This window comes from Achromobacter sp. 46006 (assembly GCF_059761975.1).
The window spans coordinates 1-26,467 of record NZ_JCBANN010000007.1; the positions used below are offsets into that span (position 1 = coordinate 1).

A 26,467-nucleotide genomic window follows, 5' to 3' on the forward strand; every position below is an offset into this window, starting at 1 on the left:
CGCCACGAGGGCTGCGGCGGCATCCGGGACTTCATAAGAATATCAGTTGCGGCGACCGCACGCGCCCTTAGGCGGCGCGGCGCGCCAGGCCGCGCGCCATGTCCACGCGCGACAGCAGCATCAGGCCGCCGACGAAGAACAGCCCGGTCACCAGGATCGCCAGGCGATGGTTGCCATGCGTGCCCCAGGTCACCAGGCCGTAGGTGAGCGGACCGATGACCGCGGCCAGTTGCACCGCGAAGGTCCACAGCGAAAAGAACTCCGCCAGTCGTCCGGCCGGCGCCAGCGCGCCGGTCATGGCACGGCCCGCGCTCTGGGTCGTGCCCATGCACAGCCCGGCCAACGTCGCGGCCACCCAGAACACCGGCGCCGTCACCGCGGCATAGGCCACCAGTACCATCAGGATCCAGCCGCACAGCGTAATCGCCAACGCCGGCTTGTGGCCAATTCGGTCCTGCACATAGCCAAACGAGAACGCCCCGGCCGCGGCGCCGATGTTCACGGTGAACACCAACAGCATGATCTGCGGCGTGGTGAAACCCATGACCTCCGAGGCATACACCGCGGCCAGCGTGATCACCACCGAGATGCCGGCCTGATAGCAGGCGATGCACATCAGCAGGCGGCGGAACTCGGGAAAATGCCGGCCAGTCTCGCGCCAGGCGTAGGCCAGCCGCTTGAGCATGGCCAGCGCCGCTTGCGGCTCGCCGGACGGCCGCGCGCGTTCGCGCAGCAGGAAGAACGAGGGCAGCGCCGCCAGCGCGAACACCGCGCAGGTCACCAGGATCACGCGCGGCACGAAATGCTCGGCGTCGAGCCCGTCGGCCTCGGCCAGCTTCACCACCACCAGCGACAGGCCCAGGGTGAGCATGCCGCCGCAATAACCGAAGCTCCAGCCCCACCCCGACACCCGGCCCAGCGCGGAAGGCTTGGCCAGCTCGGGCAGGAACGCCGCCACCACGGACTCGCCGACGCAATAACAGTAGTTGGAGATGACGATGGCGGCCAGCGCCAGCCATACGTCGCCCGGCCCCGCCTGGGTCAGCACCAGCGTGGCGGCCACGCAGCCGATGGTGCTGCTGTACAGCAAGCGCCGCTTGCCGGCGCGGGCGTCGGCGCGCGCGCCCAGCGTGGGCATCGTCAGCATGATGAGCAGATAGGACAGCGACAGCGCCGCGGTCCAGGCCAGCGTGGCCCACGGCGCGCGGCCGCCGACCACCCCGACGAAATAGGTGCTGAACACCGCCGTGAGAATCACGGTGGTGTAGCCCGAATTGGCGAAGTCGTACATGGCCCAGGCCCAGACTTCGCGCTTGGCCACGCCGGGGTTCAGCGGACTGCCGTCCGCCTCTGCCGCGGCGGACGCGGCGGCGCCGGCAGGCGCCTGCCGCGGTTTCTCCTGGCTCACAGGCCCAGCGCGGCGATGCCCGCCTGGGCGATCTGGGCGTCTTCGGTCGACTTCACGCCCGACACGCCGACCGCGCCCACCACATGGCCGTTGGCCACGATCGGCACGCCGCCTTCCAGCATGCCTTCGATCAGCGGCGCCGACAGGAAGGAATAGCGGCCGTTGTTGATGATCTCTTCGTAGACGCGCGATTCACGGCGACCCAGGGCCGCGGTCTTGGCCTTGGCCGGCGCGATGTGCGAGGAAATGGGCGCGGCGTCGTCCAGCCGCAGCATGCCCAGCAGGTGGCCGCCATCGTCCGACACGGCGATGGTGACGGCCCACTTGTTCTGCAGGGCGTGTGCTTCGGCCGCGGCCAGGATTTTCTTGACGTCTTCGGCGCTCAGCACGGGTTTGGTATTCATTGCAGCGACTCCTTGATCTGTTCCAGGGCGGTGGGGTCTTCGATGGTGGTCAGGTCGCCGGGATCACGGCCTTCGCATACCGCGACAATGGCGCGGCGCAACACCTTGCCCGAACGGGTCTTGGGCAAGGCGCCCACGAACCGGATCCGGGCCGGTCGCGCCACCGCGCCCAGCTGATCTTCCACCAGCCGCATGATATCCGCTTCCAGCTGCTTTGCGCCCTCCGGCGTCTCCGCCGCTGCGGGATTCTTCAGCACGGCGAATGCCATCGCCACCTGCCCCTTGAGCGCATCGGCCACGCCCACTACCGCGCACTCCGCGATGCCGCTGTGGCTGTTGACCGACTCTTCGATCTCGCGCGTTCCCAGGCGATGGCCGGCCACGTTGATCACATCGTCTGTGCGGCCCAGGATGAACCAGTACCCATCCGCATCGACCAGGCCCCAGTCGAAGGTGGAATACACCTGGCGGCCCGGGATCGACGTGAAATAGGTCTGCACGAAGCGCTCGTCATCGCCCCAGATGGTCGACATGGCGCCTGGCGGCAGCGGCGGCACGATGGCCACCACGCCCTTCTGGTCCGGGCCCAGGTCTTCGCCGCTGGACTCGCTGACAATGCGGGCGTCGAAACCGTAGACCGGGAACGACGGACTGCCGAAACGGGTCGGCACGTGTTCCACCCCCGGCTGCGCCGACAGGATCGGCCAGCCGGATTCGGTCTGCCAATAATTGTCGATGATGGGCTTGCCCAGGCCTTCGGAGATCCATTGCGCGGTGGGCTCGTCCAGCGGCTCGCCGGCCAGGTACACCGCCCGCAAGGTCGACAGGTCATGTTTTTTCAGCAGGGCCGGGTCCTGGCGCTTGAGCACCCGCACCGCCGTCGGCGCCGAAAACAGGGTATTGACGCCGAACTGCTCCACCAGCTTCCACAGGATGGCGCCGTCCGGCCGCACCGGCGTGCCCTCGTACAGCACCGTCGCCTGGCCACCGATCAGCGGGCCATAAACGATATAGGAATGCCCCACCACCCAGCCGATGTCGCTGGTGCAGAAGAACGTATCGCCCGCCTTGCCGTTGAACAGGTATTCCATCGACGAAGCCAGCGCCACGGCATAGCCGCCGGTATCACGCTGCACCCCCTTGGGCTTGCCGGTGGTGCCCGACGTATAGAGGATATAGCTGGGCTCGGAAGACTCCAGCCAGGTGACCGGCACGCGCGCGCCGCGCTGGGCCGCGCGCAGCGTGGCATAGTCCAGGTCGCGGCCGGCCACCGGCTCGAAGGGAGCCAGGCCGCGGTCGAAGACCACCACCGAGGCAGGCGGCGTCTTGCACAACGCCAATGCCCGGTCCAGCAGAGGCTTGTAGGGCACCACCTTACCAGCGCGCGAACCCGCATCGGTACACACAATCACCTTGGGCGCGGCATCATCGATGCGCTGCGCCAGGTTGACCGAAGCGAATCCGCCGAACACCACCGAATGCACCGCGCCGATGCGGGCGCAGGCCAACATGGTGAAAACCGCCTCCGGCACCATCGGCATGTATAGCAGCACGCGGTCGCCGCGCCCCACGCCCAGGTCCCGCAGCATGGCGGCAGCCGCATTCACTTCCTCGTACACCTCCTGGCGGGTATAGACACGCTCACGCTCGACTTCGGTGGACACCCAGATCAGGGCCGGCTTGTCGGCCTGGGTCGGCAACCAGCGGTCGACGGCGTTGTAACAGAGATTGGTCTGGCCCCCTACGAACCATTTGGCGAACGGCGGCCGGGAAAAATCCAGGACGGACTCGAACGGCGTCTCCCAGTGCACCCTGCCCGCCTGCTCGCGCCAGAATGCATCGCGGTCGTGTACCGAGCGGTAATGGAAATCCCGGGTTTTTTGCATTTTTGTCTCCTGGTATCGTGCATACGCCTTGTGGCTGATTGCTTTCTTTTTGAATCCTTCGGTCATTTTGGTTGGCAAACCTTGCACCAGGCTTGCCGCAAGTCAAAAAATTTTGCCACGCGTCTACGCCGCACGGGCGCCGGACTGGTTACAGTCACGAACCAGTCTTAAAAGTTTGGTAGAATCCCCCGCTAAGTTGTACATAACGTATCCGTTGGTTGGCTGCTTGATTCCAGCCGTTCAGATGTTTTTCAGCGTTTTTAACGCTTTATGGCTACTGAACGCAGGTTTCACGCCCCGACCTTCCCCAGGCGAATGCATCGACACTCCACCAGCGCGCGACTGAATTCATCCTCTGGCCAGGCAAACCGCGGTCTGCGTTTGCTGGCGCTGGCGGCGTGCGTCGCGGGTCTGGCGGGTTGCGCGGCAGGTACGCAGCATCAGAAATCCACCGCCTACACCTCCGAGATCGATCCCTACGAAACGGAGTGGGTCGCCACCGCCGATGATCCCATTGGCATGTTGGTGGTGCAGAAATTCAAGCGCGAGCGCCAGCGCAGCCAGGCCAGCAGCGGCGTCAGCAGCGACAACGCGCTGGTCAGCGAAGCGCTCAATTACCTGGGCATCCGCTACCGTTTTGGTGGCAGCTCGCCCGATACCGGGTTCGATTGCAGCGGCCTGGTTGCCTACACCGCCGAACGTTCGCTGGGCCTGAAGCTGCCCCGCAACGCCGCCGAAATCGCCCAGCAAGGCATTTCCGTCTCCAAGCGCGAACTCAAGGCTGGTGATCTGGTCTTCTTCAATACCATGGGCCGCCGTTACTCCCATGTCGGCATCTACCTGGGTGACGACCGCTTCGTGCACTCCCCCAGTTCCGGCGGCGTGGTACGCGTGGAAAGCATGACCTTGGCTTATTGGTCCAAGCGTTACAACGGCGCCCGCCGCATCGACACCAGCCTGGTGGCCACGGCGCGCGCCTCCAACTGACCCCCCCGGCAACGACATCCTGCGGCGCGCGGGCGTAGAGCACGGTAAAACGCCGCCGGACCTATTCAGTCCGGCGGCGTTTTTTGTTCCTCTTCGCGGCCCGGGGCCGCGAGCCGTTGCCGGCCTCCCCAGTTTATCGATGCCACGTGCGGCGTGCGGGTGTCAGTGGACCGCGGCGACTCCCCCGCGCGCGCACAGGCCGCACTGCTGCAAGGCCTGCTGCATGCTGCACACCGAGCGGCGACAAGCCACCACCCGGATGCCGCCGCGCTGGGCCGCGTTGCGGAAGGTCTTCATGACGTTGTGACCCAGGAAATCCGTCAGCAGGATGACCAATTGGGTGCCCGAGGGCAGTTGCAGCGTTTTCTTCTGATGCGAGGGGTCGCGCCCACTGATGTGGTGCGTGATCGAGATATTGTGTCCTTTGAGCAGATCCGGGATGTTGCCAAGCCTGTCGGCGCCGACTACCACTGCACTCAATCCTGTCGTCATGGTGAACCTCACTGGGTCGTTGAGAGACTGGATGTAATGATAATGATTCCTATTTTTTAGTCAACTCAAATGAGATCAGTTCTTATTTAATTATTTTTATGAGCTTATAAAAAGGGATAGCGAGCCCGCCCCCCCCCCTCCAGCCGGCTGCGGCTCGCGTCACCGGGACAAGTAAGAAAAAAGCGGCTCCCGGGGAGGATGCCGCCTGAGGGAAACCGCTTGAAGGAAGTCATCTCGGGACAATCCGCCCGAACGGAAGTCGCGCCGGAGCCGGCGCCTGGAGCTGCCCTCTATTTCGGGGTGCCCTGCACCGCCTCGGTCACGACCGCGCGGGTCAGGGACGGTGCCAGCATTTCCAGGAAGGTATACACATAGTCGCGCAGGAACACCCCGGCCTTGACGCCCACCCGCGTGGTGTGCGTGCCGAACAGGTGGCCCACAGGCAAGCCCACCAGGTTCGAATCGCGCCGTGGATCGTAGGCCACTCCGGCGATGATGCCGATGCCCAGGCCCACATCCACGTAGGTCTTGATCACGTCGGCATCGATGGCTTCCAGGACGATATCGGGATGAACGCCCTGGTTGGCGAAAATTTCGTCGATCGTGGTGCGGCCGGTGAAGGCGCGGTCATAAGTCACGATGGGATATTCGGCCAGTTGCGCCAGCGACAGGCGCTTGGCGGCGCTGGAGGTCAGTTCGGCCAGCGGATGGTCGGGCCGCACCACCACGGTGTGCTCCCAGGCATAGACCGGCAAGGTCGCCAGTCCGGGCGTCAGGGCCAGCGATTCGGTCGCCAGCGCCAGGTCGGCCTGTTCGTGCAGCACCATCTCCGCCAGTTGTGCGGGGCTGCCTTCGGCCAGCGACAGGTGGACCTTGGGGAACTGCTTGCGGAACGCCGGAATCACGCGGGGCAGCAGGTAGCGCGCCTGGGTATGCGTGCAGGCGATCACCAACCCGCCTTCGTCGCGGCGGGCGAACTCGTCGCTTACCTTCTTCAGATTGTCGACCTCGCGCATGATGCGGTCGATCACCTGCGACACCGCCAGGCCCGGCTTGGTCAGACCTTTGATGCGCTTGCCATGGCGTTCGAAGATCTTGATGCCGAGTTCGTCCTCGAACTCGATGATCGCCTTGGATACGCCCGGCTGGGAGGTGTAGAGCATCCGGGCGGCTTCGGTCAGGTTGAAGTCGCGCCGGATGGTCTCGCGCACGAAACGGAATTGCTGCAGGTTCATGAATTGGCCCCTGATAGACGGGCCAATTATAAGTAATAAGGACGCCAAGCCATATGACTTATAAATATAAGCTTAGCTGCAAGGCGTCCCTCTTTCAGCGCATCGAGATCGTCGTGTTCACGGTCTTGGCATGGGCCGACCAGCGCGCGGTGACGGTCTTGGTCTGCGTCCAGAACTGCACCGCCTGCTTGCCGTTGGGACCCAGGTCGCCCAGCTTGGAGCCACGCGAACCGGTGAAGCTGAACCAGGCTACCGGCACCGGAATCGGCACGTTGATGCCCACCTGGCCGACGTCGATGTTGTTCTGGAAGTAGCGCGCCGCGCCGCCGTCCTGCGTGAACAGGGCAACGCCGTTGCCGTTGGGGTTGCGGTTGATGAATTCCACCGCCTCTTCCAGCGTTTCCGCGCCGACCACGCACAGCACCGGGCCAAAGATCTCCTCGGTGTAGATGGTCATGTTCTCGGTCACGCCGTCGAACACGGTCGGGCCGACGAAGTTGCCCTGCTCGAAGCCGGCGACCTTCAGGTTGCGGCCATCCAGCAGCAGCTTGGCGCCTTCGTCCACGCCCTTCTGGATCAGGCTTTCTACGCGCTTCTTGGCATTCGGCGAGACCAGCGGGCCCAGGTCGGCGGCGCGGTCCATGCCCGAATTGACCTTGAGCTTCTTGGCGCGCTCGACGAAATCGGGCAGCCAGTTGCGGGCCTCGCCCACCAGCACGGCCACCGACGAGGCCATGCAGCGCTGGCCGGCGGCGCCGAAGGCGGCGCCCAGCAATTGGTTCAGCGCCACTTCCGGATCGGCGTCCGGCAGAATCACGCAGTGGTTCTTGGCACCCATCATCGACTGGCAGCGCTTGCCCGCGGCCGAGGCGCGGTTGTAGATCTCGGTGCCGACGCGGGTCGAACCAATGAACGATACCGCCTTGATGTCGGGATGCTCGCACAGGCCATTGGCGGTATCCGGGCCGCCATGCACCACGTTCAGCACCCCCGGCGGCAGGCCGGCTTCCAGGGCCAGTTGCGCCAGGAACAGCGACGAGGTCGGGTCCTGCTCGGACGGCTTGAGCACGAAGGTGTTGCCGCAGGCCACCGCGATGGGGAACATGAAGCACGGCAACATCACCGGGAAATTGAACGCGGTGATGCCGGCGCACACGCCCAGCGGCTGGATCAGGGTGTAGACGTCGATGCCGGACGCGGCATTCTCGGCGTATTCGCCCAGTTGCAGGTTGGCGATCGAGCAGGCGTGTTCGACCACTTCCAGGCCGCGCCCGACTTCGCCTTCGGCGTCCGGCAGGGTCTTGCCGTGCTCGCGGGTGATCATCTCGGCCAGCTTGCCGGTATTGGCGCGCAGCAGTTCCTGGAACTTCAGCATGACACGCATGCGCGCGCCCTGGCCGCTGTTGCGCCAGGTCTTGAAGGCTTCCTTGGAATTGGCGATGGCCTCGTCCAGTTCGTCGCGCGTGGCGAAGGGCACCTTGGCCACGACCTCCTGGGTGGCGGGGTTGATCACGTCGCGCCATTCGGTGGTCTTGGACTGCACGAGCTTGCCGCCGATCAATAGCGGAACGCGGGGGACTTCACTCATTTGATGCTCCTCACACTGCCTAGTCGATGCGGATGGAATCCGCGTTCTTGGATCTCGCGCGGGCGCCGCAGGGACTCTGCCCGGCGGCGCGCCACGGCCTTACTTCTGCACCAGCGGGCAGGCCGAATCAGCCAGCGGCTGGAAGGCCTCGGCCGCCGGAATGGTGGCCACCAGCTTGGAATAGTCCCAGCCGCCCTTGGACTCGGACGGCTTCTTCACTTCATACAGATACATGTCGTGGATCACGCGGCCGTCGGGGCGGATCGATGCGTTGCGCATGATCGGATCCTTGATCGGCAGTTCCCGCATCTTGTCGGCCACCACCTTGCCGTCGGTGCTGCCCGAGGCCGCCACAGAACGCAGGTAGTGCAACACGCTCGAATACACGCCAGCCTGCGTCATGGTCGGCTTCAGGCCGCGGAAGGCCTTTTCGAAGCGCGCCGACCATTGGCGCGTGGCATCGTCGTAATCCCAGTAGAAGCCGTCCACATAGGACAGGCCCTGGGCGCTTTCCAGCCCCAGCGCGCGCAGGTCCGACAGGAAGATCAGCAGCGACACCAGGCGCTGGCCGCCGGCCACGATGCCGAATTCGCGCGCCTGCTTGACCGCGTTGACCGTGTCCTGGCCGCCGTTGGCCAGCGCCACCACCTGCGCCTTGGAGCTTTGCGCCTGCAGCAGATAGGATGCGAAATCCGGCGCATTGAGCGGATGGCGCACGCTGCCGACGACGGTGCCGCCCAACGCCTTGACCGCCTTGGCCGTATCGGCCTCGAGCGAGTGGCCGAAGGCGTAGTCGACCGTGATGAAGTACCACGACTTGCCGCCCGCCTTGACCGTGGCCTTGGCGCCGCCGGCGGACTGCGAGTAGGTGTCGAACATCCAGTGGAATCCGACCGGCGAGCATTCCTTGTTGGTCAGCGCCGTGGTGGCCGGGCCGGAGAACATCACGACCTTGTTCTTTTCGCGCGCGATGCCCTGCACCGCCAGCGCCACGGCCGAATTGGTCAGGTCGGCGATAGCGGTGACGCCGTCGCGATCGAACCATTCACGCGCCTTGGCCGCGCCCACGTCGGCCTTGTTCTGGTTGTCGGCCGACACCAGGTCAATCTTCATGCCCTTGCATTCCGCCGCCAGGCAATCGTCGATGGCAAGTTGCGCCGCCGCCACCGAACCGGGGCCGCCCATGCCGGCATAAGTGCCCGACATGTCGGTCAGGATGCCGATCTTCACGGGCGGTTTATCCGCCGCGTACGCCTGGCCCACCAGCGCTGCGCCCAGACACAAGCCTGCGGCCAGTCCGCGTGCGTGCAATTCCATGGATTTGTCTCCTGAGTTTTATGCGTTATGGCGCCGTCTTTGCGGCCTGCGGCTCCCGGGGTTCGCCCCAGGGCTGCCGACCCAGTGTAGATGTGTGAAAATCAACAAGCAACACCAGAAATGCACATTCCTTGTGCATCAATGCACAACCGTTTCAGGAGCGAAAAAGTGCTGGATTGGGACAGCCTGCGATACTTCCTGGAGGTCGCCCGGACCCAGCGGGTCAGCGCCGCGGCGCGCCGCCTCGGGGTCGAGCACACCACGGTGTCACGGCGCATCCGCGCCCTGGAAGCCGAACTGGAAACGCTGCTGTTCGAGAAATCGCGCAGCGCCGGCTTCGTCCTGACCGAGGACGGCCAGCGCCTGTTCGTACACGCCGAGCAGATGGAAAGCACGGTGCACAGCGCCCGCGAGACGCTGTCCGGCATCGGCCAGGCGCTGTCCGGGCACCTGCGCATCGGCGCCACCGAGGGCTTCGGCAGCTACGTGCTGACGCCGCTGGCGGCCGATTTCCAGCGGCGCTATCCGCACATCACGCTGGACATCCTGCCGGTGCCCCGCTTCGTCAGCCTGTCCAAGCGCGAGGCCGACCTGGCCATCACGATCGAGCGTCCCCAGCGCGGGCCCTATGTGTGCAGCAAGCTGTGCGACTACACGCTGCGCCTGTACGGCACGCCGGAATACCTGGCGCGCCATCCGCCGATCCGCGGCCGCGCCGACCTGGCCGGCCACAGCTTCATCGGCTATGTCGACGAACTGCTGTTCAGCGAGCGCCTGCGCTACCTGGAGGACCTGCTGCCGGCCAGTCAGGTGGTGTTGCGCAGCACCAGCGTGGTGGCGCAGTACCACGCGGCGCTGCAGGGCCAGTCGCTGGCCATCCTGCCCTGCTTCATCGCGGCGCAGGACCCGCGGCTCACACCGGTGCTGGAAAAGGAAGTGGAGATCACGCGCTCGTTCTGGATGTACTGCCACGAGGATCTGCGCAAGCTCAAGCGCGTGACAGTGCTTTGGGAGTTCATCCGCAAGTCGGTGCTGCGCAATGCCGACCTGCTGGCCGGCAAGCGCGGCACGATGAAATACCTGCCCTGAAAGAAAGCCGCGCCGAGGCGGACGCGCAGCGCGGCCGGCCGGGGCCGATGGCGGGCGGCCCGCCTCAAGCCCTCCGGCGCCCCGGGCAGCTAGCTGTTCTTGGGCGCCTTGACGCGCAACCGGCGCATCAGCAGGAACGCCGTGAAGGCGGCGACGATCAGGTGGATCGCCACGGTGCCCACGCCGAAACTGAGCTTGCCATTGGAAATCCAGGCGCGCGACAGGTTGATCAGGTTCATGTACAGCAAGCCCACCAGGCCGGCGATCAGCAGGTCGCCGGAACGGCCCAGGCGCGGATTCACGGCGCCCAGCGGGATCGCCAGCAACGCCAGGTTCAGCGCGGCCAGGGGCAGCGAGATGCGCCACATCACCTGGGACCAACTGCTGGTGGTGTTGTCGGCCATCAGTTGGGGGGTGGTGCGCGCCTTGGCCGAGCGCTCGGCGGCGGCGCGGGCGGACGCCACCGGATCGTCGCCGCCCTTGCTCTCCAGGCGCAACCCGTACTTATCGAAGTGCACCAGGCGGATCTCGGGCGTGCCCGGCTTCAGATCATAGCGATGGCCCTCGCCCAGCACCAGGAAGCGGTCGCCATTGGGCAGGGTTTCGCTGTGGGCGCTGCTGGCGGTCAGCACGCTGAGCCATTCCGGCCCGGTTTCGCGCGCGAACACGTTGCCCAGTTCGTCGGAGGGCTTGGCCGGATCCTCGGCGAAGAACACACGGTTGCCGCCCGCCGACTCGGCGAACTGGCCCGCCGTGACCTTGGACAGGTCGGAGCGCTGCTCGAAGCGTTCGTGGTATTCGCCGATCTGGCGATAGGCCCAGGGCGCGGCCACCAGAGTCAGCCCGGCCACCGCGATGGCAACCGGAACGGCAACGCGCAGTACCGGCTTGAGCCAGTCGGCCAGCGACAGGCCGCTGGCGAACCACACCACCATCTCGGATTCCCGGTAATTGCGCGTGACCGTGGTCAGCACCGCGATGAAGACCGACACCGCCAGGATGGTCGGCAAGGCCGTGATGGTGGACAGCGCGGCCAGCACGAGCACGACGTCCGCCCCGATGTTGCCGCCCGCCGCTTCACCGAGCAGGCGCACCAGCAGCACGCTGAGCCAGACGATGAGCAACGTGGAAAAGACAACGCCAGCGTGACTGGTGATCTCGCTGACGACAGAGCGTTTGAATAGAGACATGGGAGAATATGCGGGATAATCGACCGCATCATACAGACGCACACGGGAAACCCTCATGGAATTTAGCACACAGACCACCGCTTCCCTGCACCAGATCAAGACCGCCGCGCTGGCGGTCGGGGTCTACGCCGACGGCGTGTTGAGCCCCGCCGCCGACCTGATCGACCGCGCCTCCAACGGCGCCGTGCGCGCCGTGGCGAAAAACGAATTCCGCGGCCGTGCCGGTTCCACCCTGGTGCTGCGTTCCCTGCCGGGCGTGTCGGCCCAGCGCGTGGTCCTGGTGGGGCTGGGCAAGCAGGACGAATATTCGGCCCGCGCCCACGCCAGCGCCGAGCAGGCCTTCGCCGCCGCCTGCGTCGCCGCCCAACTGACCGAAGGCGTGTCCACGCTGGCCGCCAACCCCATCGCCGACGTGGCCATCATCGCCCGCGCCCGCAGCGCGGCCATTGCCGCCGGCAGCGCCACCTATCACTACGACGCCAGCTTCGGCAAGCCCGACCGCGACGCCCGTCCCAAGCTCAAGAAGATCGTGCAGATCGTCGAGCGGGCCGACGCCGCGCAGGCCCAGAAGGGCCTGCGCGAAGGCGCCGCCATCGCCAACGGCATGGAACTGACCCGCACGCTGGGCAATCTGCCGGGCAATATCTGCACGCCCACCTACCTGGGCGACACCGCCAAGCGCCTGGCGCGCGAGTTCAAGTCGCTCAAGGTCGAAGTCATGGACCGCAAACAGGTCGAGGCCCTCGGCATGGGCTCGTTCCTGTCGGTGGCGCGCGGCTCCGAGGAAGCCCTGCGCTTCATCGTCCTGCGCCATGCCGGCAAGCCCGCCAAGAAGGGGGCCAAGGCCGCGCAAGGCCCCATCGTGCTGGTCGGCAAGGGCATCACCTTCGATGCCGGCGGCATTTCGCTCAAGCCCGCCGCCACCATGGACGAGATGAAGTACGACATGTGCGGCGCCGCCAGCGTGCTCGGCTCATTCCGCGCCCTGGCCGAACTGGAGCTGCCGCTGGACGTGATCGGCCTGATCCCGGCCTGCGAAAACCTGCCCAGCGGCAAAGCCAACAAGCCCGGCGATGTGGTCACCAGCATGGCCGGCCTGACCATCGAGATCCTCAACACCGACGCCGAAGGCCGCCTGGTGCTGTGCGATGCGCTGACTTACGCCGAGCGCTTCAAGCCATCCACTGTGATCGACATCGCCACCCTGACCGGCGCCTGCGTGGTGGCCCTGGGCCACGTCAACACCGGGCTGTTCACCAAGGACGACGCGCTCGCCGAGGCCCTCTCGTCCGCCGGCCGCCAGGCGCTGGATACCGCCTGGCGCATGCCGATGGACGACGCCTACCAGGACCAGCTCAAGTCCAACTTCGCCGACCTGGCCAACATTGGCGGCCCTCCGGCCGGCGCCGTCACGGCCGCCAGCTTCCTGTCGCGCTTCACCAAGTCGTACCGCTGGGCCCACCTGGACATCGCCGGCACTGCCTGGAAGAGCGGCAAGGACAAGGGCGCCACCGGCCGTCCGGTGCCGCTGCTGATGCAGTTCCTGCTGGACCAGGCTTGAGCGGCCACGCACGGAAGCTGGCATGACGCGCATCGATTTCGCCTTCGGCGCGCCCGATCGCCTGCGCATGGCCTGCCAGGTGGTGCGCAAGCGCTACCTGGCAGGTCAGCGCCTGGTGGTTTACTGTACGGAAGGTTCGCGCCTGGCGGCTTTCGACCGGATGCTGTGGGCCTTCGATGACACCTCGTTCGTGCCGCATGTGCTGGCCAACGATCCGCTGGCGACCGAAACGCCCATCATCCTGACCGCCGGCGACCCGTGGCAGGCGGCCCAGGCCGCCGTCGCGGGCGACCAGCCGCAGCCCTGGCTGCTCAATCTTGACGATGGCTGCCCGCCGGGCTTCGAGGCCTTCGAGCGCCTGCTCGAAATCGTCTCCGACGATCCCGACGACAAGCAGGCCGCGCGCCAGCGCTGGCGCGTATACCAGGGCGCCGGCCATGCGCCGCACAGCCATGACCTGAGCCAGCGTCAAGCGGGCGGCTGAGCGTCCCAAGCGCCTTTCCTCTCTTTACGCCCCGGCGTTGCCTCCAGACAACGCCATCTCGAATCCCGGGAGCCTTCCATGCCCCACCACCCCACCGACGCCGGCATCCCCACCCTGACCCAGCGGGCCGAACCCACCCTGGCGCCGCACCAGCCGCCGCCCGGCCCCACGCCAGGCGCGCACGCGCCCGGCGCTCCCCGCCCGGATGCGGACGATGCCTGGCCGTTGTTGACCGACGTGGCCGACGACGACGTGCCATTGCTGACCGATGTGGCCGGTAACGAGGCGCCGGCTCATCCGGGCGGCAGCGCTGCGTCGCCCCGGTCCGAAACGCCCCCCTCCCCGATCCTGGCCGCGCGCCTGCAGGCCGAAATCGAGCAGGCCATGCGGCTCGCCCTGGCCGACGCCATCAGCCAGATCCAGGCTCGCATGGACGCGGAACTGCCAGCGATCGTGGCGCGGGTGATGCGCGAGGTCAGGCCCGGTTGAATCCGCCAAAACCGTCCCCATCATGGGGTCATGCGATGGCAGCGCGTGCGCCCTCCCTATGCGTGTTTTCCTCCGAAAACTGGATTCTTCAGGGAACTGTAAGGTATCCTTGGCATCTAAGCCTTCTAGGCAAATCACTTTCTGCCGTACACAGGAGTCGTCCATGAACGAATATCGTCCGTCCCCCTTTAACCGTTCCGGCACCCTGGCCGGCGCGCCGGGCGAGGTCGCGCGCAACAAAGTGCTGCGCAACACCTACTGGCTCCTGGCGCTCTCGCTGATCCCGACCGTGCTGGGCGCGGCGGTCGGCCTGTACACCGGCATCAATCGTGTCATGGGCGCCAGCCCGGGCCTGTCCGCCATCGTGTTCCTGGTGGGCGCCTTCGGCATGATGTTCGCCATCGAGAAAAACAAGAACAACTCGCTGGGCGTGGTGCTGCTGCTCGCCTTCACCTTCTTCATGGGCGTGATGCTGTCGCGCCTGCTCGGCTTCGTGATGGGCTTCAGCAACGGCTCGCAGTTGGTCATGACGGCCTTCGGCGGCACCGCGATCGTGTTCGGCACGATGGCCACGCTGGCCACCACCATCAAGCGCGACCTGTCCGGTCTGCAGAAATTCCTGTTCATCGGCGCGGTCGTGATCCTGGTGGCGGCCCTGGCCAACATCTTCCTGCAACTGCCCGCGCTGATGCTGACCATCTCGGTGCTGGCCATCGTGATCTTCTCGGCGTTCATGCTGGTCGACCTGCAACGCGTCGTGAACGGCGGCGAGACCAACTACGTGTCCGCCACGCTGGCCATCTACCTGGACGTCTACAACGTCTTCTCGAACCTGCTGATGCTGCTGGGCATCTTTGGCGGCAACCGCGAGTAAGCGCGCCGCTGTGACAGTCGCAAGGGCCTGCATGAACCATGCAGGCCCTTTTTCATTGGAGCGAGCCATGCCTGATCGCCGTCGATTCCTGCAGGCCGCCGCCTGCGCGCCGCTGCTGGCCCAGCCCTGGACGGCAAGCGCCCTGAGCACCCGGCAGCCGATGCTCGCCCGCCCGATCGGGGCCACCGGCGACATGCTGCCGGTGATCGGCCTGGGCACCGCCGACACCTTCAATGTGTCGCCCTCGGACGCGGCCGCCATGGCGCCGCTGGCGCAGGTCGTGGACGCCTTGCTGGCGGCGCGCGGCTCGCTCATCGACACCGCCCCCAGCTACGGACAGGCCGAGGCCGTCACCGGTGCGCTGCTGGCGCGCGAGCCGGACCGGCGTCCGCTGGTGTTCCTGGCCACCAAGATCAGCACCCAGGGCCACGAGGCGGCACGGCGCCAGATCGACAACTCGCTGCGCGCGCTGCGCACGCACAAGCTCGACCTGATCCAGGTCCACAACCTGATCGACACCCGCAACCAATTGGCGCTGCTGCGCGAACTCAAGCAGCAGGGCGTGACGCGCTACCTCGGCATCACGCACTACACCGACGCCGCCCATGACGAACTGACCGGGCTGGTCGAAAAGGAAAAACCCGACTTCCTCCAGATCAACCTGTCGGTGGGCGCGCGCAATGCCGAAAAGCGCCTGCTGCCGGCCTGCCAGGCCAATGGCGTCGCGGTGCTGATCAACCGGCCGTTCCAGGACGGCGCGCTGTTCCGCCATGTCAGGGGCCGGCCGCTGCCGGACCTGGCCGGTGAAATCGGTTGTACCTCGTGGGCGCAGTTGTTCCTGAAATTCATCATCGGCCATCCCGCCGTGACCGCCGCCATCCCGGCCACCTCCAAGCCGGCCAACATGGCGGACAACGCGCGGGCCGGCTTCGGGCCACAACCGGACGCGGCGCTGCGCGAACGCATCGCCGCCCTGCTGGACTGAAACCATGCGCGCCGCCGGCTCCTGGCGCCAGCGGACAGCGCAAGCGCTGGGAATCCAACCCGGCGAGGTGGCGGCGGGCGCCTGCGGCTTCGCCTTCTTCTTTTTCCTGTTCTGCGGCTATTTCATGCTGCGGCCGATCCGCGAGACCCTGGGCATCCAGGCCGGCGTCGACCAGTTGCAATGGCTGTTCACGGCCACTTTCCTGGCCATGCTGGCTGTGGTGCCGCTGTTCGGCTGGCTGTCGGCCCGCGTGCCGCGCGCCACGCTGGTGACCTGGGCCTACGCGGTGTTCGCCGCCACCATGGCCGGCTACGCGGCGCTGTTCCACTGGCAGCCCGACGGCGTCTGGGCCGCGCGCAGTTTCTACGTGTGGCTGTCGGTCTTCAACCTGTTCGTGGTCTCGCTCGGCTGGAGCCTGATGGCCGACGTGTTCCGCATGGAGTCGGCCAAGCGCCTGTTCGCCTTCATCGCCGCCGGCGCCAGCGCCGGGGGATTGTGCGGTCCCCTGCTGGGCGGCCTGCTGGCGGGCACGCTTGGCGCGGCAGGCCTGCTGCTGTTGTCGGCGCTGCTGCTAACGGCGACGCTGCCGCTCAAGCGCTGGCTGCTGCGCTGGCGCGCCGCGATCCGCCCCGAGGCCGAGACCGCCGAACTGGCGCGCCCGATCCCGGGCGCCATGCTGGCCGGACTGTCTCGGGTGTTCCAGTCGCCCTACCTGCTGGGCATCGCCGTGCTGGTGCTGCTGCTGGCCACCCTCAGCACCTTCCTCTACATGGAACAGGCGCGGCTGGTGGCCGATACCTTCCCGGACAAGGCGCAGCGCATCCGCGTCTTCGCCACGCTGGACTTCATCGTGCAGGCCCTGGCGCTGCTGTCGCAACTATTCCTCACCGGCCGCGTCGCCGCCTGGCTGGGCGTGCGATTCCTGATGGCGGCGGTGCCGCTGGCCATGGCGCTGGCGTTCCTGGCGCTGGCGGCCTACCCGGTATTCGCGGTGCTGGCCGTGGCCATGGTCCTGCGGCGCGCCGGCGAATACGCCCTGGTCAAGCCGGGACGCGAGATGCTATTCACCGCGGTCCCGCCCGAGGACAAATACAAGACCAAGAACGTCATCGACACCGTGGTCTATCGCGCTGGCGACGCGGCCAGCGGCTGGGTCAAGGCCGGCGTCGATGCGTTGGGCCACGGCGTGGCGCTGATCGCCCTGCTGGGCGCGTTGTGCGCGCTGGCCGCGGCGGCGCTCGGCTACGGCCTGGGGCGCAAAGCCGACCAGCCACCGCCTCGGCCTTAGTTTTTACCGAACAACCATCTTAGAAAACCAAACGTCATCCCGGCACGGCCGCCGCACAATAGCGCAGCCCTCAACGTTCCGGGAATCGTCATGAAACGCTCCGCCAGCCTTGCCGCCCTGTTGCTCTGCCTGACCGCGCAGCCCGCGCTGGCCGAATACCCGCAACGGGCGATCACGATGATCGTGCCGGCCGCCGCCGGCGGCAACGCCGACATCACCGCCCGGCTCGTCGGCCAGGAAATGAGCCGTGTGCTGGGCCAGCCGGTAGTGATCGAAAACCGCGTCGGCGCGGGCGGCCGCATCGGCACGCAGGCGCTGGTACGCGCCGCGGCGGACGGCTACACCATCGGCTACGCCCACGTCGGCACGCTGGTGCTGCATCGCTATCTCTTCACGCAGCAGCTCTATGACCTCGATCGCGACATCACGCCCATCGGGCTGGTGGCCGAGACGCCCAACGTCATCGTCGTCAATGCCGCCTCGCCCTATCGCGATCTCAAGCATTTCATCGACGCCAGCCGCGCCCAGCCCGACCGCCTGACCATGACCTCGGCCGACCCCGGCACCACCAGCGAGGTCGGCGTCAAACTGTTCATCGCCCAGACCGGCGCCGCCGTGCGCCAGATCCCGTACAAGGCCACCGCAGCCCAACTGGCCGACCTGCTCGGCGGCCATGTGGATGCAATGATGGAAAACCTGCCGCCCCTCATCGGTAATCTCAAGGACGGCCGGCTGCGTGCCCTGGCCGTGACGACCAAGCGTCGCGCCGCCTCGAATCCCGACGTGCCGACAGTGGCCGAACAAGGCTACCCCGATTACGAACAATCGGCCTGGAGCGCGCTGGTGGCGCCGGCCGGCACCCCGCCCGCGGTGATCGCGCGGCTGAACGCGGCCATGAACCAGGCGCTGCGTTCGGACGTGGTCGCGCGGGAATTGCGTAGTCGATCGCAGGAGCCGCTGGGCGGCACGCCTGATGACGTCAAGACCCAGATCCAGAAGGAACTGCCCAAATGGGAAAACATCATCAAGGCCGCCGGCACGAAACTGGATTGACGGCCTGCCCCCCACGCTCCGGAAACGCGACATGGCACAACTGAGCCGCGAGGACTTCACCTGCGCCGCCGCCACCAATACCTCGGCCTACCGGCGCGTCACCGTGCCGGTCCTGAAGATCGAGGCCGGCCCCGGCCCCGCCGTCGCACTGCTGGCTGGCGTGCATGGCGACGAGTGGGAAGGCCAGGCCGCCATCCTGCAACTATGGCAACTGCTGCCGGGCATACTGCAACGCGGCACGGTCTACCTGCTACCCGCGGCCAACGCCGAGGCGTCGCTGGCCGGCACCCGCTTGTCGCCATCGGACCACGGCAATCTCAATCGCGCCTTTCTCGGCGCGCCGGCGCGCGGCTACACCGAAAGCGTGGCCGCCGCGCTGGAAGCGCGCTTGCTGCCGCGCATCCAGGCCCTGGTGGACGTCCATAGTGGCGGCGCCTCGCTGCGCTACCTGCCGTCGTCGGTCATCACGCGCTACGGCGATGACGCGTTCGACCAGCGCCTGCCGGCGCTTGCACGCGCCTTCGGCCTGCCGCACTGCGTATTCTTCCGCGGCACCGAAAGCGCTTCCCTGCCGGCGGCCGCCAGCCGCCTGGGAGTGCTGCGCCTGAGCGCGGAAATCGGCGGCGGCCGCGAAACCACCCGCACGCTGGTGGATCGTTGCCGCGACGGCCTGCTCGGCTGCCTGGCCGAACTCGGCCTGCTGACCAACGCGCCATCGCGCCAGGCAAATCCCACGCTGCACGACCTGGACGCTCCTCCCGCCACGCTGCGAACCCGCGAGAGCGGGGTCTTCATTCCCGCCGTGGAGCTTGGCCAGGCCGTGACGGCCGGCCAGGCCATCGGCCAGCTCATCGAACCGGCGCGGCCAGACCTGCCCGCCCGCGGCTTAGCCAGCCCGCAGGCCGGCACCGTCGTCTGCCTGCGCGCCATCGCCCGCAGCGACGATGGCGACTGCCTGCTGCAGGTCGCGCCTGCCCTCCCCCTGGATACTCTCGCCTCGTTGTACTGAACCATGCTGATGAACCCCCGCTTGTCCGGCCTGCGCTGCATCCGCTGCGAAGCCATGTTCCTCCCCGCCGATTACCCCGAGGGCTGCCCCCGCTGTCTCGCCGCGGGCCATCCGGCATCGCTGGAATGCCACTACGACGGCGCTCCCGGCAGTGCCATGGAACTGCCGGTATGGAACCCGGTCACGCTCGGCGAAGGCGCCACGCCCTGCCTGGACGCCGCCGCGCTGGCGCGGGCGGAAGGTGTCGGGCAACTGTGGCTCAAGTGCGAAAGCGCCAACCCCACCGGCAGCCACAAGGACCGCATGGCGGCTCAACTGGTATCGCGCGCGCGCCTGGCCGGGGCGACGCGAGTGGCCGCGGCCTCCAGCGGCAATGCCGGCGTGTCGCTGGCGGCTTACTGCGCCGCCGCCGGCCTGCGGGCCGACATCGCCATCACCCGCAATTGCCCCCCGCTGCAACGCGAGGCCATGCAACGCTTCGGCGCGCGCCTGACCGCCTTTGAAGACAGTCTGGCCCGCTGGCCCCATGTCGCGGAGCTGTGCCGCAATCAGGGAGCGTTCGCTGGCACCAATTACCTGAATCCCCCCGTGGGCACACATCCGTATGGCGTCGAGGGCTATAAACCCATCGCCGGTGAAATCCTCGACGCCTGCGGCCTGCCCAGCGATATCGTGGTGCCCAGCGCGCGCGGTGACTTGCTGTGGGGTATTGCGCTGGGTTGGCAGCAGCTGCTGCGCGCCGGCCGCATCCCGCGCCTGCCGCGGCTGCACGCGGTCGAACCTTTTGCGCGCCTGTCGCGTGCCCGCGATGCCGGCGACGCGCGTGGCCAGTGGGAAGGCGCGACCGACCAGTATTCGATCGCCGGCGGCACCGTCACGCTGCAAGCGCTGGAGGCCCTGCGGCGCACGGACGGATTGCCGGTCGAGGTCTCCGATGCAGCCGCCGCGCAGGCCCAGCAAGGGCTCGAACGCGTGGGGCTGGCGACCGAACTGTCATCGGCCGCGGCGCTGGCCGCCGTCACGCGGCTGCGGCGCGCCGGTCAACTCGATGCCGAATCGTCGGTCGTGTTGATCCTGACCTCGGATGGCCGGCGCGGCTGATTCCGCCCGCCGCACAGGCGGGCGGCCGGGCCATGAAGCGCCTTAGGCAAGCCTTCAGGCGCGCTTGACGCCGTAGCGCTCCACCAACGGCGCCAGCGCGGCGCGCAGGCAGGTCGCCCAGAACTTGCCGGCCTCTGACAGCGGCCGGCTGCCATGTACGATCATGTGGCATTCGAAATGCACTGGCGCCGCCAGCGGCCGATGGCACAACCCCGCCGCCTCCAGGCCGACGGCGGTCGCCGGATTGGCGATGCCGACGCCATGGCCTGCCAATGCCAAATGGCACACGGTGCCCGAATACGGCGTCTCGATGGCCACCTTCAGTCCCAGCCCGGCCTGCAATAACAAGGCGTCCAGTCGCTGGCGCGAAGCATCCTCGGCGTTCAGGGCAATCACGTCGGCCTCGGCCAGTTGCGCCAGGCCAACCTGCTGCATTCGCGCCAGCGGATGCCCTTCGGGAAACACCGCCACCGCCCGCAGGCTTGCCAGCCGGTGGCCCCGCAGCCCTTCCAGTTCAGATTCGTCGGCCACCGCGGCCATGTCGAGTTCGCCCGACACCACCATGTCGCGCAGCGTGTTCGAATCGCGAATCTGCAGATACAAGGGAGTGTCGGGATAGCGCTGGCGAAAGCGCGCGATCGCGTCGCTGACGATGGCGCCGCTATAGGCATGAATACAACCGATGCGCAGGCGCGGCTGCGCCGCGCCGCGGATGGCGCGAATCTTGCGCCCCAGCGTTTCCAGGCCCACGTTCAGACGGCGGATTTCCTCGTAGAGCAGCGTGGCTTCGGGAGTGCGATGCATGCGCTGGCGTACGCGCTCGAACAGCCGCAACGCAATGGCGGCTTCGAGCGCGGCCAGCGTGGCGCTGACGGTGGCCGGCGACACATCGAGGCGCCGGGCCGCGGCGGTCACGCTTTCCGTTTCGTAGACGGTACGAAATGTCTCGACCTGTTTGAGCGTGAAGGTCATGGCCGGGCGCGTCGCGGGTTCAGAGGCGCTGCAGGTCCATCAGCACCCGGCGCGTGGCCAGGGGCCGGCCCGCCAGGTTCTCGGCCAGGCGTTCCCGCAGGTCCCGGCGCAGGGCCGGTTCGATTACGGGATCATCGAAGTCCGGTTCGGCTTCATCCACGCCATAACCGGTTTCGCGCAACAGCGTCCACTCGAAGCGACGCAACGCGCCAGCCGCGCGGCTCCCGCCCGCCAACTGCTGCAAAGCCATGTCGTAGGCATCGAACAGCAACGGATGGGCATCTTCGCGCGGCAGCAGCCGCAGCAGCAGTTCGTTCATGTACCACGCCGACATCAGCGCGGTGCCGTTCAAGGCGCGCACGCCCATGATCTCGGCGCGCGTCAGGGTCTTGACCTCGCCGTTGCCGGTCCAGGACAGCAGCAGCGGCTGGAACGCCGACAGCACCGGGCGCAGCACCGAATACGGGCGCTTGGCGCCCTTGGCGACCATGGCGACACAGCCATGATCGCGCGAAAAAGTCTGGACGATAAGGGATGTCTCGCGCCACGCCGTGGCGTGGAGCATGTATCCGGGGCGATCCTGGACGCGAGGCGCCCGTCTACTCATAGCCCAGGTCGCGCAGCGCACTCTCGCGGTCGGACCAGCCCTTGCGCACCTTGATGTAGATCTCCAGGTGCACCGGCTTGTCCAGCAGCTTGGCGATATCCTGCCGCGCCTCGGAGGCGATGCGCTTCATGTGCATGCCGCCGGTGCCCAGCAGGATCGGCTTGTGGCTGTCGCGCTCCACCACGACGCAGGCGGCGATGCGCGCGCCCTTGTCGGTCTCTTCCCACTGCTCGATCACGACCGTACAGCCGTAGGGCAATTCGTCGCCCACCAGGCGGAAGATCTTCTCGCGCACCAGCTCCGCGGCGATGAAGCGCATCGGCCGGTCGGTCAGCGTGTCTTCCTCGAACATCGGCTCGCCTTCGGGCAGCCGCAGCGCGATTTCCTGCAGCAACTGGTCGAGCTGCTGGTTCTTGGTGGCGCTGACCGGCACCACGGCGCCAAACGGATGCAGCGCCATGATCTTCGAGACGAAGGCGAACAGTTCGTCGCGGTTCTTCAGCGCGTCGATCTTGCTGACGACCAGGATGGTGCGTTCCGGCGCGGGCAGCAGCGGCAGCAGCTTGGCGTCGCCTTCCGACCACTTGCCGGCCTCGACCACATGCACCACCACGTCGACGTCGGCAAGGGCCTGTGTCACCACGCGGTTCATCATGCGGTTCATGGCGCCGCCATGGCGCGTCTGGAACCCGGGCGTATCGACGAACACGAACTGCTCGTGGTCGCGCGTCAGCACGCCGTGGATGCGGTGGCGCGTGGTCTGCGCCTTGCGCGACACGATGGAAATCTTGGAACCGATCAGCGCGTTCGTCAGCGTGGACTTGCCCACATTGGGGCGGCCAACGACGGCCACGAAACCGGTACGGAAAGGGGTATCGCTCATTTAGTCTCTTGGGACACTGCCACGGGCAGCGACAACTGCGCGGTCTTGCGCGCCTTGCCCGACTTGCGGGCGGCCTTGGACGCCGGGCTGATGGCCTGTGCGGCCTCCAGCGCCAGCTTGGCGGCCGACTGCTCGGCCGCGCGGCGGCTGGCGCCCGGCGCGTTCACCTTGATCTCGAGCGCCGGAATGGCGCATTCGACCTCGAACTGCTGGCTGTGCGCCGCGCCATGCGTGGCCACCACGGTGTACACGGGCAGGGCAAGCTTGCGGCCCTGCAGGAATTCCTGCAGCAAGGTCTTGGCGTCCTTGCCCAGGGTCTTGGGGTCGACCGAGGCCAGCACCGGCTGGTACTGGCGCATGATCACGCGGCGGGCCGCATCGAAACCGGCATCCAGGAACACGGCGCCGAACAGGGCCTCGACCGTGTCCGCCAGGATCGACGGGCGGCGAAAGCCGCCGCTCTTCAATTCGCCTTCGCCCAGGCGCAGGTATTGCGACAGCTCCAGGCGCTGGGCGATGTCCGCCAGCGAGGCCTGCTTGACCAGGTTGGCGCGCAGGCGTGACAGGTCGCCTTCGTCGATTTTCGAATAACGCTCGAACAGCATCGCCGCGACGACGAAGTTGAGCACGGAATCCCCGAGGAATTCCAGGCGCTCGTTATGGCGCGCGCCATGGCTGCGGTGCGTCAGCGCCTGTTCAAGCAATGCCGGATCACCGAAGTGGTGATCCAGCCGGTTTTCTAGCGTGGCTAGCGACATAATCAGTTGAACCGGCCGATGCGGCTGAGATCGCTGAAATTCATCCAGATGAAGAACGCCTTCCCGACGATATTGGATTCCGGCACGAAACCCCAGTATCGGCTGTCGGCGCTGTTGTCCCGATTATCGCCCATGGCGAAATAATGCCCTTCAGGTACTTTGCAGCGTACTCCATCGCGGGAATATTGGCAGTTCCCGAGGTTGGGAAATTGGTATTGCGGCCGATATTCCTGCGGACGGCTCTCATCCAGCAGGATATTGTGGTTAACTTCGCCCAATTTCTCTTTATATTGTGCGATATAAGAGACACGGTCCGGCTCGAAATAGTCGCCATCGCGCACATGCGGCACCAATTCTCCGTTCACGTACAGCTTTTTGTCGATGTACGCAACTTCGTCGCCCGGCAGGCCGACCACGCGCTTGATGTAGTCGACATCGGGATCGACCGGATAGCGGAACACGAACACGTCGCCACGCCGGGGCTCGCCGATGTTGATCACTTTCTTGTCGATCACCGGCAGGCGCAGGCCATAGCTGAATTTGTTCACCAGGATCAAGTCGCCCGATTGCAGCGTGGGCAACATCGACCCCGACGGAATACGGAACGGTTCGACCACGAACGAGCGCAGCACGAACACGAACAGGATCACCGGAAAGAAGCTGACCGCGTACTCGATCCACCACGGCACGCGGCGGGCCTTGTCGCCGGCCTCGCGCCGCAGGCGCTCGGCCTCCTGCGCATCGCCGATCAGCGCCGCATCGTACTGCGCCATCGCCTCCTGCGCCCGACGCTCGCGCCCCCGCCGCAACACGGCCAGGTCGAGCACCCAGACAACGCCGGTCAGCACCAGCAGCACAAACAGGATCAGGGCAAAGTTCCAACTCATCAGCTAATCGCCTTCTCGGGTTCTATTTGTCTTCCACCTGCAGGATGGCCAGGAAGGCCTCTTGCGGGATTTCCACGGTTCCCACCTGCTTCATGCGCTTCTTGCCGGCCTTCTGCTTCTCCAGCAGCTTCTTCTTGCGCGAGATGTCGCCGCCATAGCACTTGGCCAGCACGTTCTTGCGCAGCGCCTTGACGTTCTCGCGGGCGATGATCTCGGCACCGATGGCAGCCTGGATCACCACGTCGAACATCTGGCGCGGAATCAGGCCGCGCATGCGCGTCACCACGTCGCGGGCGCGATGACGGGCATTGCTGCGGTGGACGATCACGGCCAGCGCATCGACGCGGTCGTTGTTGATCAGCAGGTCGACGCGCACCACGTCGGCCGAACGGTACTCGAGGAATTCATAGTCCATCGAGGCGTAGCCGCGCGACACCGACTTGAGCTTGTCGAAGAAGTCCAGCACGATCTCGGCCAACGGGATCTCGTAGATCAGGTGTACCTGGCGGCCGTGATAGCTCATGTTGATCTGCACGCCGCGCTTGTTGTTGCACAGCGTCATCACCGGACCGACGTAGTCCTGCGGCATGAACAGGGTGACCTTGACGATCGGTTCGCGAATGTCGGCGATCTTGCCGATCTCCGGCATGCGTGACGGACTTTCGACCGTGATCACCGAACCGTCGCGCTGCTCGACCTCGTACACCACCGACGGCGCGGTGGTGATGATGTCCATGTCGAATTCGCGTTCCAGGCGCTCCTGCACGATTTCCATGTGCAGCAACCCGAGGAAACCGCAGCGGAAACCGAAGCCCAGCGCCTGCGACACTTCGGGTTCGAACATCAGCGCGGCGTCGTTCAGCTTGAGCTTTTCGAGCGAGTCGCGCAATTGGTCGTACTCGGAACTCTCGACCGGATACAGGCCGGCGAACACCTGCGGCTTGACTTCCTTGAAGCCCGGCAGGGGCGTGGCGGCCGGCTTGGCGGCGAGCGTCACCGTGTCGCCGACCTTGGCGTCCTCGAGCTGCTTGATGCCGGCGATGATGAAGCCCACCTCGCCCGCCGACAGTTGCGGCCGCTGCTGAGATTTCGGCGTGAAGACGCCGGTCTGCTCGCACAGGTGAGTGGCGCCGGAGGCCATCAGCAGGATCTTGTCCTTGGGCTTGAGCACGCCATTGACGATGCGCACCAGCATCACGACGCCAACGTAGTTGTCGAACCAGGAATCGATGATCAGCGCCTGCAGCGGCGCGTCGGGGTCCCCTTGCGGCGCGGGCACGCGCGCGACGATGGACTCGAGGATCTCGTCGATGCCCATGCCGGTCTTGGCGCTCGCCAGCACCGCCTGCGAGGCATCGATGCCGATCACGTCCTCGACCTCCTGGCGCGCGCCGTCCGGATCGGCCTGCGGCAGATCCATCTTGTTCAGCACGGGCAGCACCTCGACGCCCAGTTCGATGGCGGTATAGCAGTTGGCCACGGTCTGCGCTTCCACGCCCTGCGAAGCGTCCACCACCAGCAACGCCCCCTCGCAGGCCGACAGCGAGCGACTGACTTCATACGAGAAGTCGACATGCCCCGGGGTGTCGATCAGGTTCAGGTTGTAGATCTTGCCGTCCTGCGCCTTGTAGTGCAGGGCGGCCGTCTGGGCCTTGATGGTAATGCCGCGCTCACGCTCGATCTCCATGGAGTCGAGCACCTGCGCCGACATTTCGCGATCCGCCAACCCGCCGCAGCGTTGGATCAGGCGATCGGCCAGGGTCGATTTGCCATGATCGATGTGGGCAATGATGGAGAAGTTGCGAATATGCTGCATGCTTGAATTTAAAAGGGACGGAACATTCGGCAAACTGCCGCAAGACGCCGCCGCCAGGTTAGGCACGGCCGACGGGGTTGAAGCCACTGGGCCGGAACACCAGC

Annotated in this window: 25 protein-coding genes; 11 read left to right on the top strand and 14 right to left on the bottom strand. The window is 66.4% G+C overall.

What is annotated here, in order from left to right; all coding sequences use genetic code 11:
* Nucleotides 1–67: 67 nt before the first annotated feature.
* The 3 genes from AC6LKG_RS05775 to AC6LKG_RS05785 are packed head-to-tail and all read right to left on the bottom strand — an operon-like array spanning nucleotide 68 to nucleotide 3,698.
* Nucleotides 68–1,408, bottom strand: a complete 1,341-nt coding sequence (locus AC6LKG_RS05775; protein WP_498163425.1) for an MFS transporter — start codon at nucleotides 1,406–1,408, stop codon at nucleotides 68–70.
* Nucleotides 1,405–1,812 (bottom strand): heme-binding protein, encoded by a 408-nt coding sequence (locus AC6LKG_RS05780; RefSeq protein WP_049072207.1) that lies wholly within the window; start codon nucleotides 1,810–1,812, stop codon nucleotides 1,405–1,407. Before AC6LKG_RS05780 ends, AC6LKG_RS05775 begins: the two co-directional genes overlap by 4 nt.
* Nucleotides 1,809–3,698, bottom strand: coding sequence for a propionate--CoA ligase (locus AC6LKG_RS05785; protein ID WP_498163427.1), 1,890 nt, complete (start codon nucleotides 3,696–3,698; stop codon nucleotides 1,809–1,811). The genes AC6LKG_RS05780 and AC6LKG_RS05785 overlap by 4 nt, the downstream gene beginning before the upstream one ends.
* A 315-nt stretch (nucleotides 3,699–4,013) precedes the next feature.
* Between AC6LKG_RS05785 and AC6LKG_RS05790 the strand changes: the two genes are divergently transcribed.
* A complete protein-coding gene (locus tag AC6LKG_RS05790) occupies nucleotides 4,014–4,685 on the top strand; it encodes a C40 family peptidase (protein WP_498163429.1) in 672 nt (223 codons plus the stop codon).
* Nucleotides 4,686–4,847: 162 nt separating this feature from the next.
* Here AC6LKG_RS05790 and AC6LKG_RS05795 read toward each other — a convergent pair whose 3' ends face one another.
* From AC6LKG_RS05795 to AC6LKG_RS05810, 4 genes are all read right to left on the bottom strand, one after another.
* Nucleotides 4,848–5,177: a DUF2325 domain-containing protein gene (locus AC6LKG_RS05795; RefSeq protein ID WP_498163431.1), complete on the bottom strand. Its 330-nt coding sequence runs from the start codon at nucleotides 5,175–5,177 to the stop codon at nucleotides 4,848–4,850.
* 290 nt (nucleotides 5,178–5,467) lie between these two features.
* A complete protein-coding gene (locus tag AC6LKG_RS05800; RefSeq protein WP_498163432.1) occupies nucleotides 5,468–6,412 on the bottom strand; it encodes a CysB family HTH-type transcriptional regulator in 945 nt (314 codons plus the stop codon).
* 94 nt (nucleotides 6,413–6,506) lie between these two features.
* Nucleotides 6,507–8,000: a CoA-acylating methylmalonate-semialdehyde dehydrogenase gene (locus tag AC6LKG_RS05805; protein WP_498163434.1), complete on the bottom strand. Its 1,494-nt coding sequence runs from the start codon at nucleotides 7,998–8,000 to the stop codon at nucleotides 6,507–6,509.
* Nucleotides 8,001–8,099: 99 nt separating this feature from the next.
* A complete protein-coding gene (locus AC6LKG_RS05810) occupies nucleotides 8,100–9,317 on the bottom strand; it encodes an ABC transporter substrate-binding protein (RefSeq protein WP_498163436.1) in 1,218 nt (405 codons plus the stop codon).
* A gap of 168 nt (nucleotides 9,318–9,485) precedes the next feature.
* On the opposite strand from AC6LKG_RS05810, the gene AC6LKG_RS05815 reads away from it, so the two are divergent.
* The gene (locus AC6LKG_RS05815; RefSeq protein ID WP_498163437.1) at nucleotides 9,486–10,406 is read left to right on the top strand and encodes a LysR family transcriptional regulator; all 921 of its coding nucleotides are present in this window, start codon (nucleotides 9,486–9,488) and stop codon (nucleotides 10,404–10,406) included.
* A gap of 89 nt (nucleotides 10,407–10,495) precedes the next feature.
* Here AC6LKG_RS05815 and lptF read toward each other — a convergent pair whose 3' ends face one another.
* Nucleotides 10,496–11,596: an LPS export ABC transporter permease LptF gene (lptF, locus tag AC6LKG_RS05820; protein WP_498163439.1), complete on the bottom strand. Its 1,101-nt coding sequence runs from the start codon at nucleotides 11,594–11,596 to the stop codon at nucleotides 10,496–10,498.
* Nucleotides 11,597–11,651: 55 nt separating this feature from the next.
* On the opposite strand from lptF, the gene AC6LKG_RS05825 reads away from it, so the two are divergent.
* From AC6LKG_RS05825 to AC6LKG_RS05865, 9 genes are all read left to right on the top strand, one after another.
* On the top strand, nucleotides 11,652–13,157 hold the full coding sequence (locus AC6LKG_RS05825) for a leucyl aminopeptidase (protein WP_498163441.1): 1,506 nt from the start codon (nucleotides 11,652–11,654) through the stop codon (nucleotides 13,155–13,157).
* A gap of 22 nt (nucleotides 13,158–13,179) precedes the next feature.
* Nucleotides 13,180–13,641, top strand: coding sequence for a DNA polymerase III subunit chi (locus AC6LKG_RS05830; protein ID WP_498163443.1), 462 nt, complete (start codon nucleotides 13,180–13,182; stop codon nucleotides 13,639–13,641).
* 78 nt (nucleotides 13,642–13,719) lie between these two features.
* Nucleotides 13,720–14,130 (top strand): hypothetical protein, encoded by a 411-nt coding sequence (locus tag AC6LKG_RS05835; RefSeq protein ID WP_498163445.1) that lies wholly within the window; start codon nucleotides 13,720–13,722, stop codon nucleotides 14,128–14,130.
* Nucleotides 14,131–14,293: 163 nt separating this feature from the next.
* Nucleotides 14,294–15,004: a Bax inhibitor-1/YccA family protein gene (locus tag AC6LKG_RS05840; protein ID WP_498163447.1), complete on the top strand. Its 711-nt coding sequence runs from the start codon at nucleotides 14,294–14,296 to the stop codon at nucleotides 15,002–15,004.
* 67 nt (nucleotides 15,005–15,071) lie between these two features.
* A complete protein-coding gene (locus AC6LKG_RS05845) occupies nucleotides 15,072–15,989 on the top strand; it encodes an aldo/keto reductase (protein ID WP_498163449.1) in 918 nt (305 codons plus the stop codon).
* Nucleotides 15,990–15,993: 4 nt separating this feature from the next.
* Complete coding sequence (locus AC6LKG_RS05850; RefSeq protein ID WP_498163451.1) at nucleotides 15,994–17,277, top strand: NTP/NDP exchange transporter; 1,284 nt, start codon at nucleotides 15,994–15,996, stop codon at nucleotides 17,275–17,277.
* Nucleotides 17,278–17,367: 90 nt separating this feature from the next.
* Nucleotides 17,368–18,330: a Bug family tripartite tricarboxylate transporter substrate binding protein gene (locus AC6LKG_RS05855; protein ID WP_498163452.1), complete on the top strand. Its 963-nt coding sequence runs from the start codon at nucleotides 17,368–17,370 to the stop codon at nucleotides 18,328–18,330.
* Between the two features lie 31 nt (nucleotides 18,331–18,361).
* Nucleotides 18,362–19,339: a M14 family metallopeptidase gene (locus tag AC6LKG_RS05860; protein ID WP_498163453.1), complete on the top strand. Its 978-nt coding sequence runs from the start codon at nucleotides 18,362–18,364 to the stop codon at nucleotides 19,337–19,339.
* Between the two features lie 3 nt (nucleotides 19,340–19,342).
* Entirely contained in the window at nucleotides 19,343–20,440 is a 1,098-nt protein-coding gene (locus AC6LKG_RS05865; RefSeq protein WP_498163455.1) for a pyridoxal-phosphate dependent enzyme, read from the top strand.
* A 54-nt stretch (nucleotides 20,441–20,494) separates the two neighbouring features.
* Here AC6LKG_RS05865 and AC6LKG_RS05870 read toward each other — a convergent pair whose 3' ends face one another.
* From AC6LKG_RS05870 to lepA, 6 genes are read right to left on the bottom strand one after another with little or no spacing between them, the layout of a single operon-like run.
* Nucleotides 20,495–21,412, bottom strand: a complete 918-nt coding sequence (locus tag AC6LKG_RS05870; protein ID WP_498163457.1) for a LysR substrate-binding domain-containing protein — start codon at nucleotides 21,410–21,412, stop codon at nucleotides 20,495–20,497.
* A gap of 19 nt (nucleotides 21,413–21,431) precedes the next feature.
* The gene (gene recO / locus AC6LKG_RS05875) at nucleotides 21,432–22,019 is read right to left on the bottom strand and encodes a DNA repair protein RecO (RefSeq protein WP_498163459.1); all 588 of its coding nucleotides are present in this window, start codon (nucleotides 22,017–22,019) and stop codon (nucleotides 21,432–21,434) included.
* Nucleotides 22,012–22,902 (bottom strand): GTPase Era, encoded by an 891-nt coding sequence (gene era / locus AC6LKG_RS05880; protein WP_498163461.1) that lies wholly within the window; start codon nucleotides 22,900–22,902, stop codon nucleotides 22,012–22,014. Before era ends, recO begins: the two co-directional genes overlap by 8 nt.
* A complete protein-coding gene (gene rnc / locus AC6LKG_RS05885; RefSeq protein WP_498163463.1) occupies nucleotides 22,899–23,660 on the bottom strand; it encodes a ribonuclease III in 762 nt (253 codons plus the stop codon). The genes era and rnc overlap by 4 nt, the downstream gene beginning before the upstream one ends.
* Nucleotides 23,661–23,662: 2 nt before the next feature.
* Nucleotides 23,663–24,547 (bottom strand): signal peptidase I, encoded by an 885-nt coding sequence (lepB, locus tag AC6LKG_RS05890; protein ID WP_498163465.1) that lies wholly within the window; start codon nucleotides 24,545–24,547, stop codon nucleotides 23,663–23,665.
* Between the two features lie 22 nt (nucleotides 24,548–24,569).
* Nucleotides 24,570–26,363, bottom strand: coding sequence for a translation elongation factor 4 (gene lepA / locus AC6LKG_RS05895; protein WP_498163467.1), 1,794 nt, complete (start codon nucleotides 26,361–26,363; stop codon nucleotides 24,570–24,572).
* Between the last annotated feature and the right edge of the window lie 104 nt (nucleotides 26,364–26,467).

Excerpts from the sequence above, each read along its gene's own strand:
- AC6LKG_RS05780 (WP_049072207.1), bottom strand. The coding sequence starts at position 1,812 with ATGAATACCAAACCCGTGCTGAGCGCCGAAGACGTCAAGAAAATCCTG.
- AC6LKG_RS05785 (WP_498163427.1), bottom strand. The coding sequence starts at position 3,698 with ATGCAAAAAACCCGGGATTTCCATTACCGCTCGGTACACGACCGCGAT.
- AC6LKG_RS05790 (WP_498163429.1), top strand. The coding sequence starts at position 4,014 with ATGCATCGACACTCCACCAGCGCGCGACTGAATTCATCCTCTGGCCAG.
- AC6LKG_RS05795 (WP_498163431.1), bottom strand. The coding sequence starts at position 5,177 with ATGACGACAGGATTGAGTGCAGTGGTAGTCGGCGCCGACAGGCTTGGC.
- AC6LKG_RS05800 (WP_498163432.1), bottom strand. The coding sequence starts at position 6,412 with ATGAACCTGCAGCAATTCCGTTTCGTGCGCGAGACCATCCGGCGCGAC.
- AC6LKG_RS05805 (WP_498163434.1), bottom strand. The coding sequence starts at position 8,000 with ATGAGTGAAGTCCCCCGCGTTCCGCTATTGATCGGCGGCAAGCTCGTG.
- AC6LKG_RS05810 (WP_498163436.1), bottom strand. The coding sequence starts at position 9,317 with ATGGAATTGCACGCACGCGGACTGGCCGCAGGCTTGTGTCTGGGCGCA.
- lptF (WP_498163439.1), bottom strand. The coding sequence starts at position 11,596 with ATGTCTCTATTCAAACGCTCTGTCGTCAGCGAGATCACCAGTCACGCT.
- AC6LKG_RS05825 (WP_498163441.1), top strand. The coding sequence starts at position 11,652 with ATGGAATTTAGCACACAGACCACCGCTTCCCTGCACCAGATCAAGACC.
- AC6LKG_RS05830 (WP_498163443.1), top strand. The coding sequence starts at position 13,180 with ATGACGCGCATCGATTTCGCCTTCGGCGCGCCCGATCGCCTGCGCATG.
- AC6LKG_RS05835 (WP_498163445.1), top strand. The coding sequence starts at position 13,720 with ATGCCCCACCACCCCACCGACGCCGGCATCCCCACCCTGACCCAGCGG.
- AC6LKG_RS05840 (WP_498163447.1), top strand. The coding sequence starts at position 14,294 with ATGAACGAATATCGTCCGTCCCCCTTTAACCGTTCCGGCACCCTGGCC.
- AC6LKG_RS05845 (WP_498163449.1), top strand. The coding sequence starts at position 15,072 with ATGCCTGATCGCCGTCGATTCCTGCAGGCCGCCGCCTGCGCGCCGCTG.
- AC6LKG_RS05850 (WP_498163451.1), top strand. The coding sequence starts at position 15,994 with ATGCGCGCCGCCGGCTCCTGGCGCCAGCGGACAGCGCAAGCGCTGGGA.
- AC6LKG_RS05855 (WP_498163452.1), top strand. The coding sequence starts at position 17,368 with ATGAAACGCTCCGCCAGCCTTGCCGCCCTGTTGCTCTGCCTGACCGCG.
- AC6LKG_RS05860 (WP_498163453.1), top strand. The coding sequence starts at position 18,362 with ATGGCACAACTGAGCCGCGAGGACTTCACCTGCGCCGCCGCCACCAAT.
- AC6LKG_RS05865 (WP_498163455.1), top strand. The coding sequence starts at position 19,343 with ATGCTGATGAACCCCCGCTTGTCCGGCCTGCGCTGCATCCGCTGCGAA.
- AC6LKG_RS05870 (WP_498163457.1), bottom strand. The coding sequence starts at position 21,412 with ATGACCTTCACGCTCAAACAGGTCGAGACATTTCGTACCGTCTACGAA.
- recO (WP_498163459.1), bottom strand. The coding sequence starts at position 22,019 with ATGAGTAGACGGGCGCCTCGCGTCCAGGATCGCCCCGGATACATGCTC.
- era (WP_498163461.1), bottom strand. The coding sequence starts at position 22,902 with ATGAGCGATACCCCTTTCCGTACCGGTTTCGTGGCCGTCGTTGGCCGC.
- rnc (WP_498163463.1), bottom strand. The coding sequence starts at position 23,660 with ATGTCGCTAGCCACGCTAGAAAACCGGCTGGATCACCACTTCGGTGAT.
- lepB (WP_498163465.1), bottom strand. The coding sequence starts at position 24,547 with ATGAGTTGGAACTTTGCCCTGATCCTGTTTGTGCTGCTGGTGCTGACC.
- lepA (WP_498163467.1), bottom strand. The coding sequence starts at position 26,363 with ATGCAGCATATTCGCAACTTCTCCATCATTGCCCACATCGATCATGGC.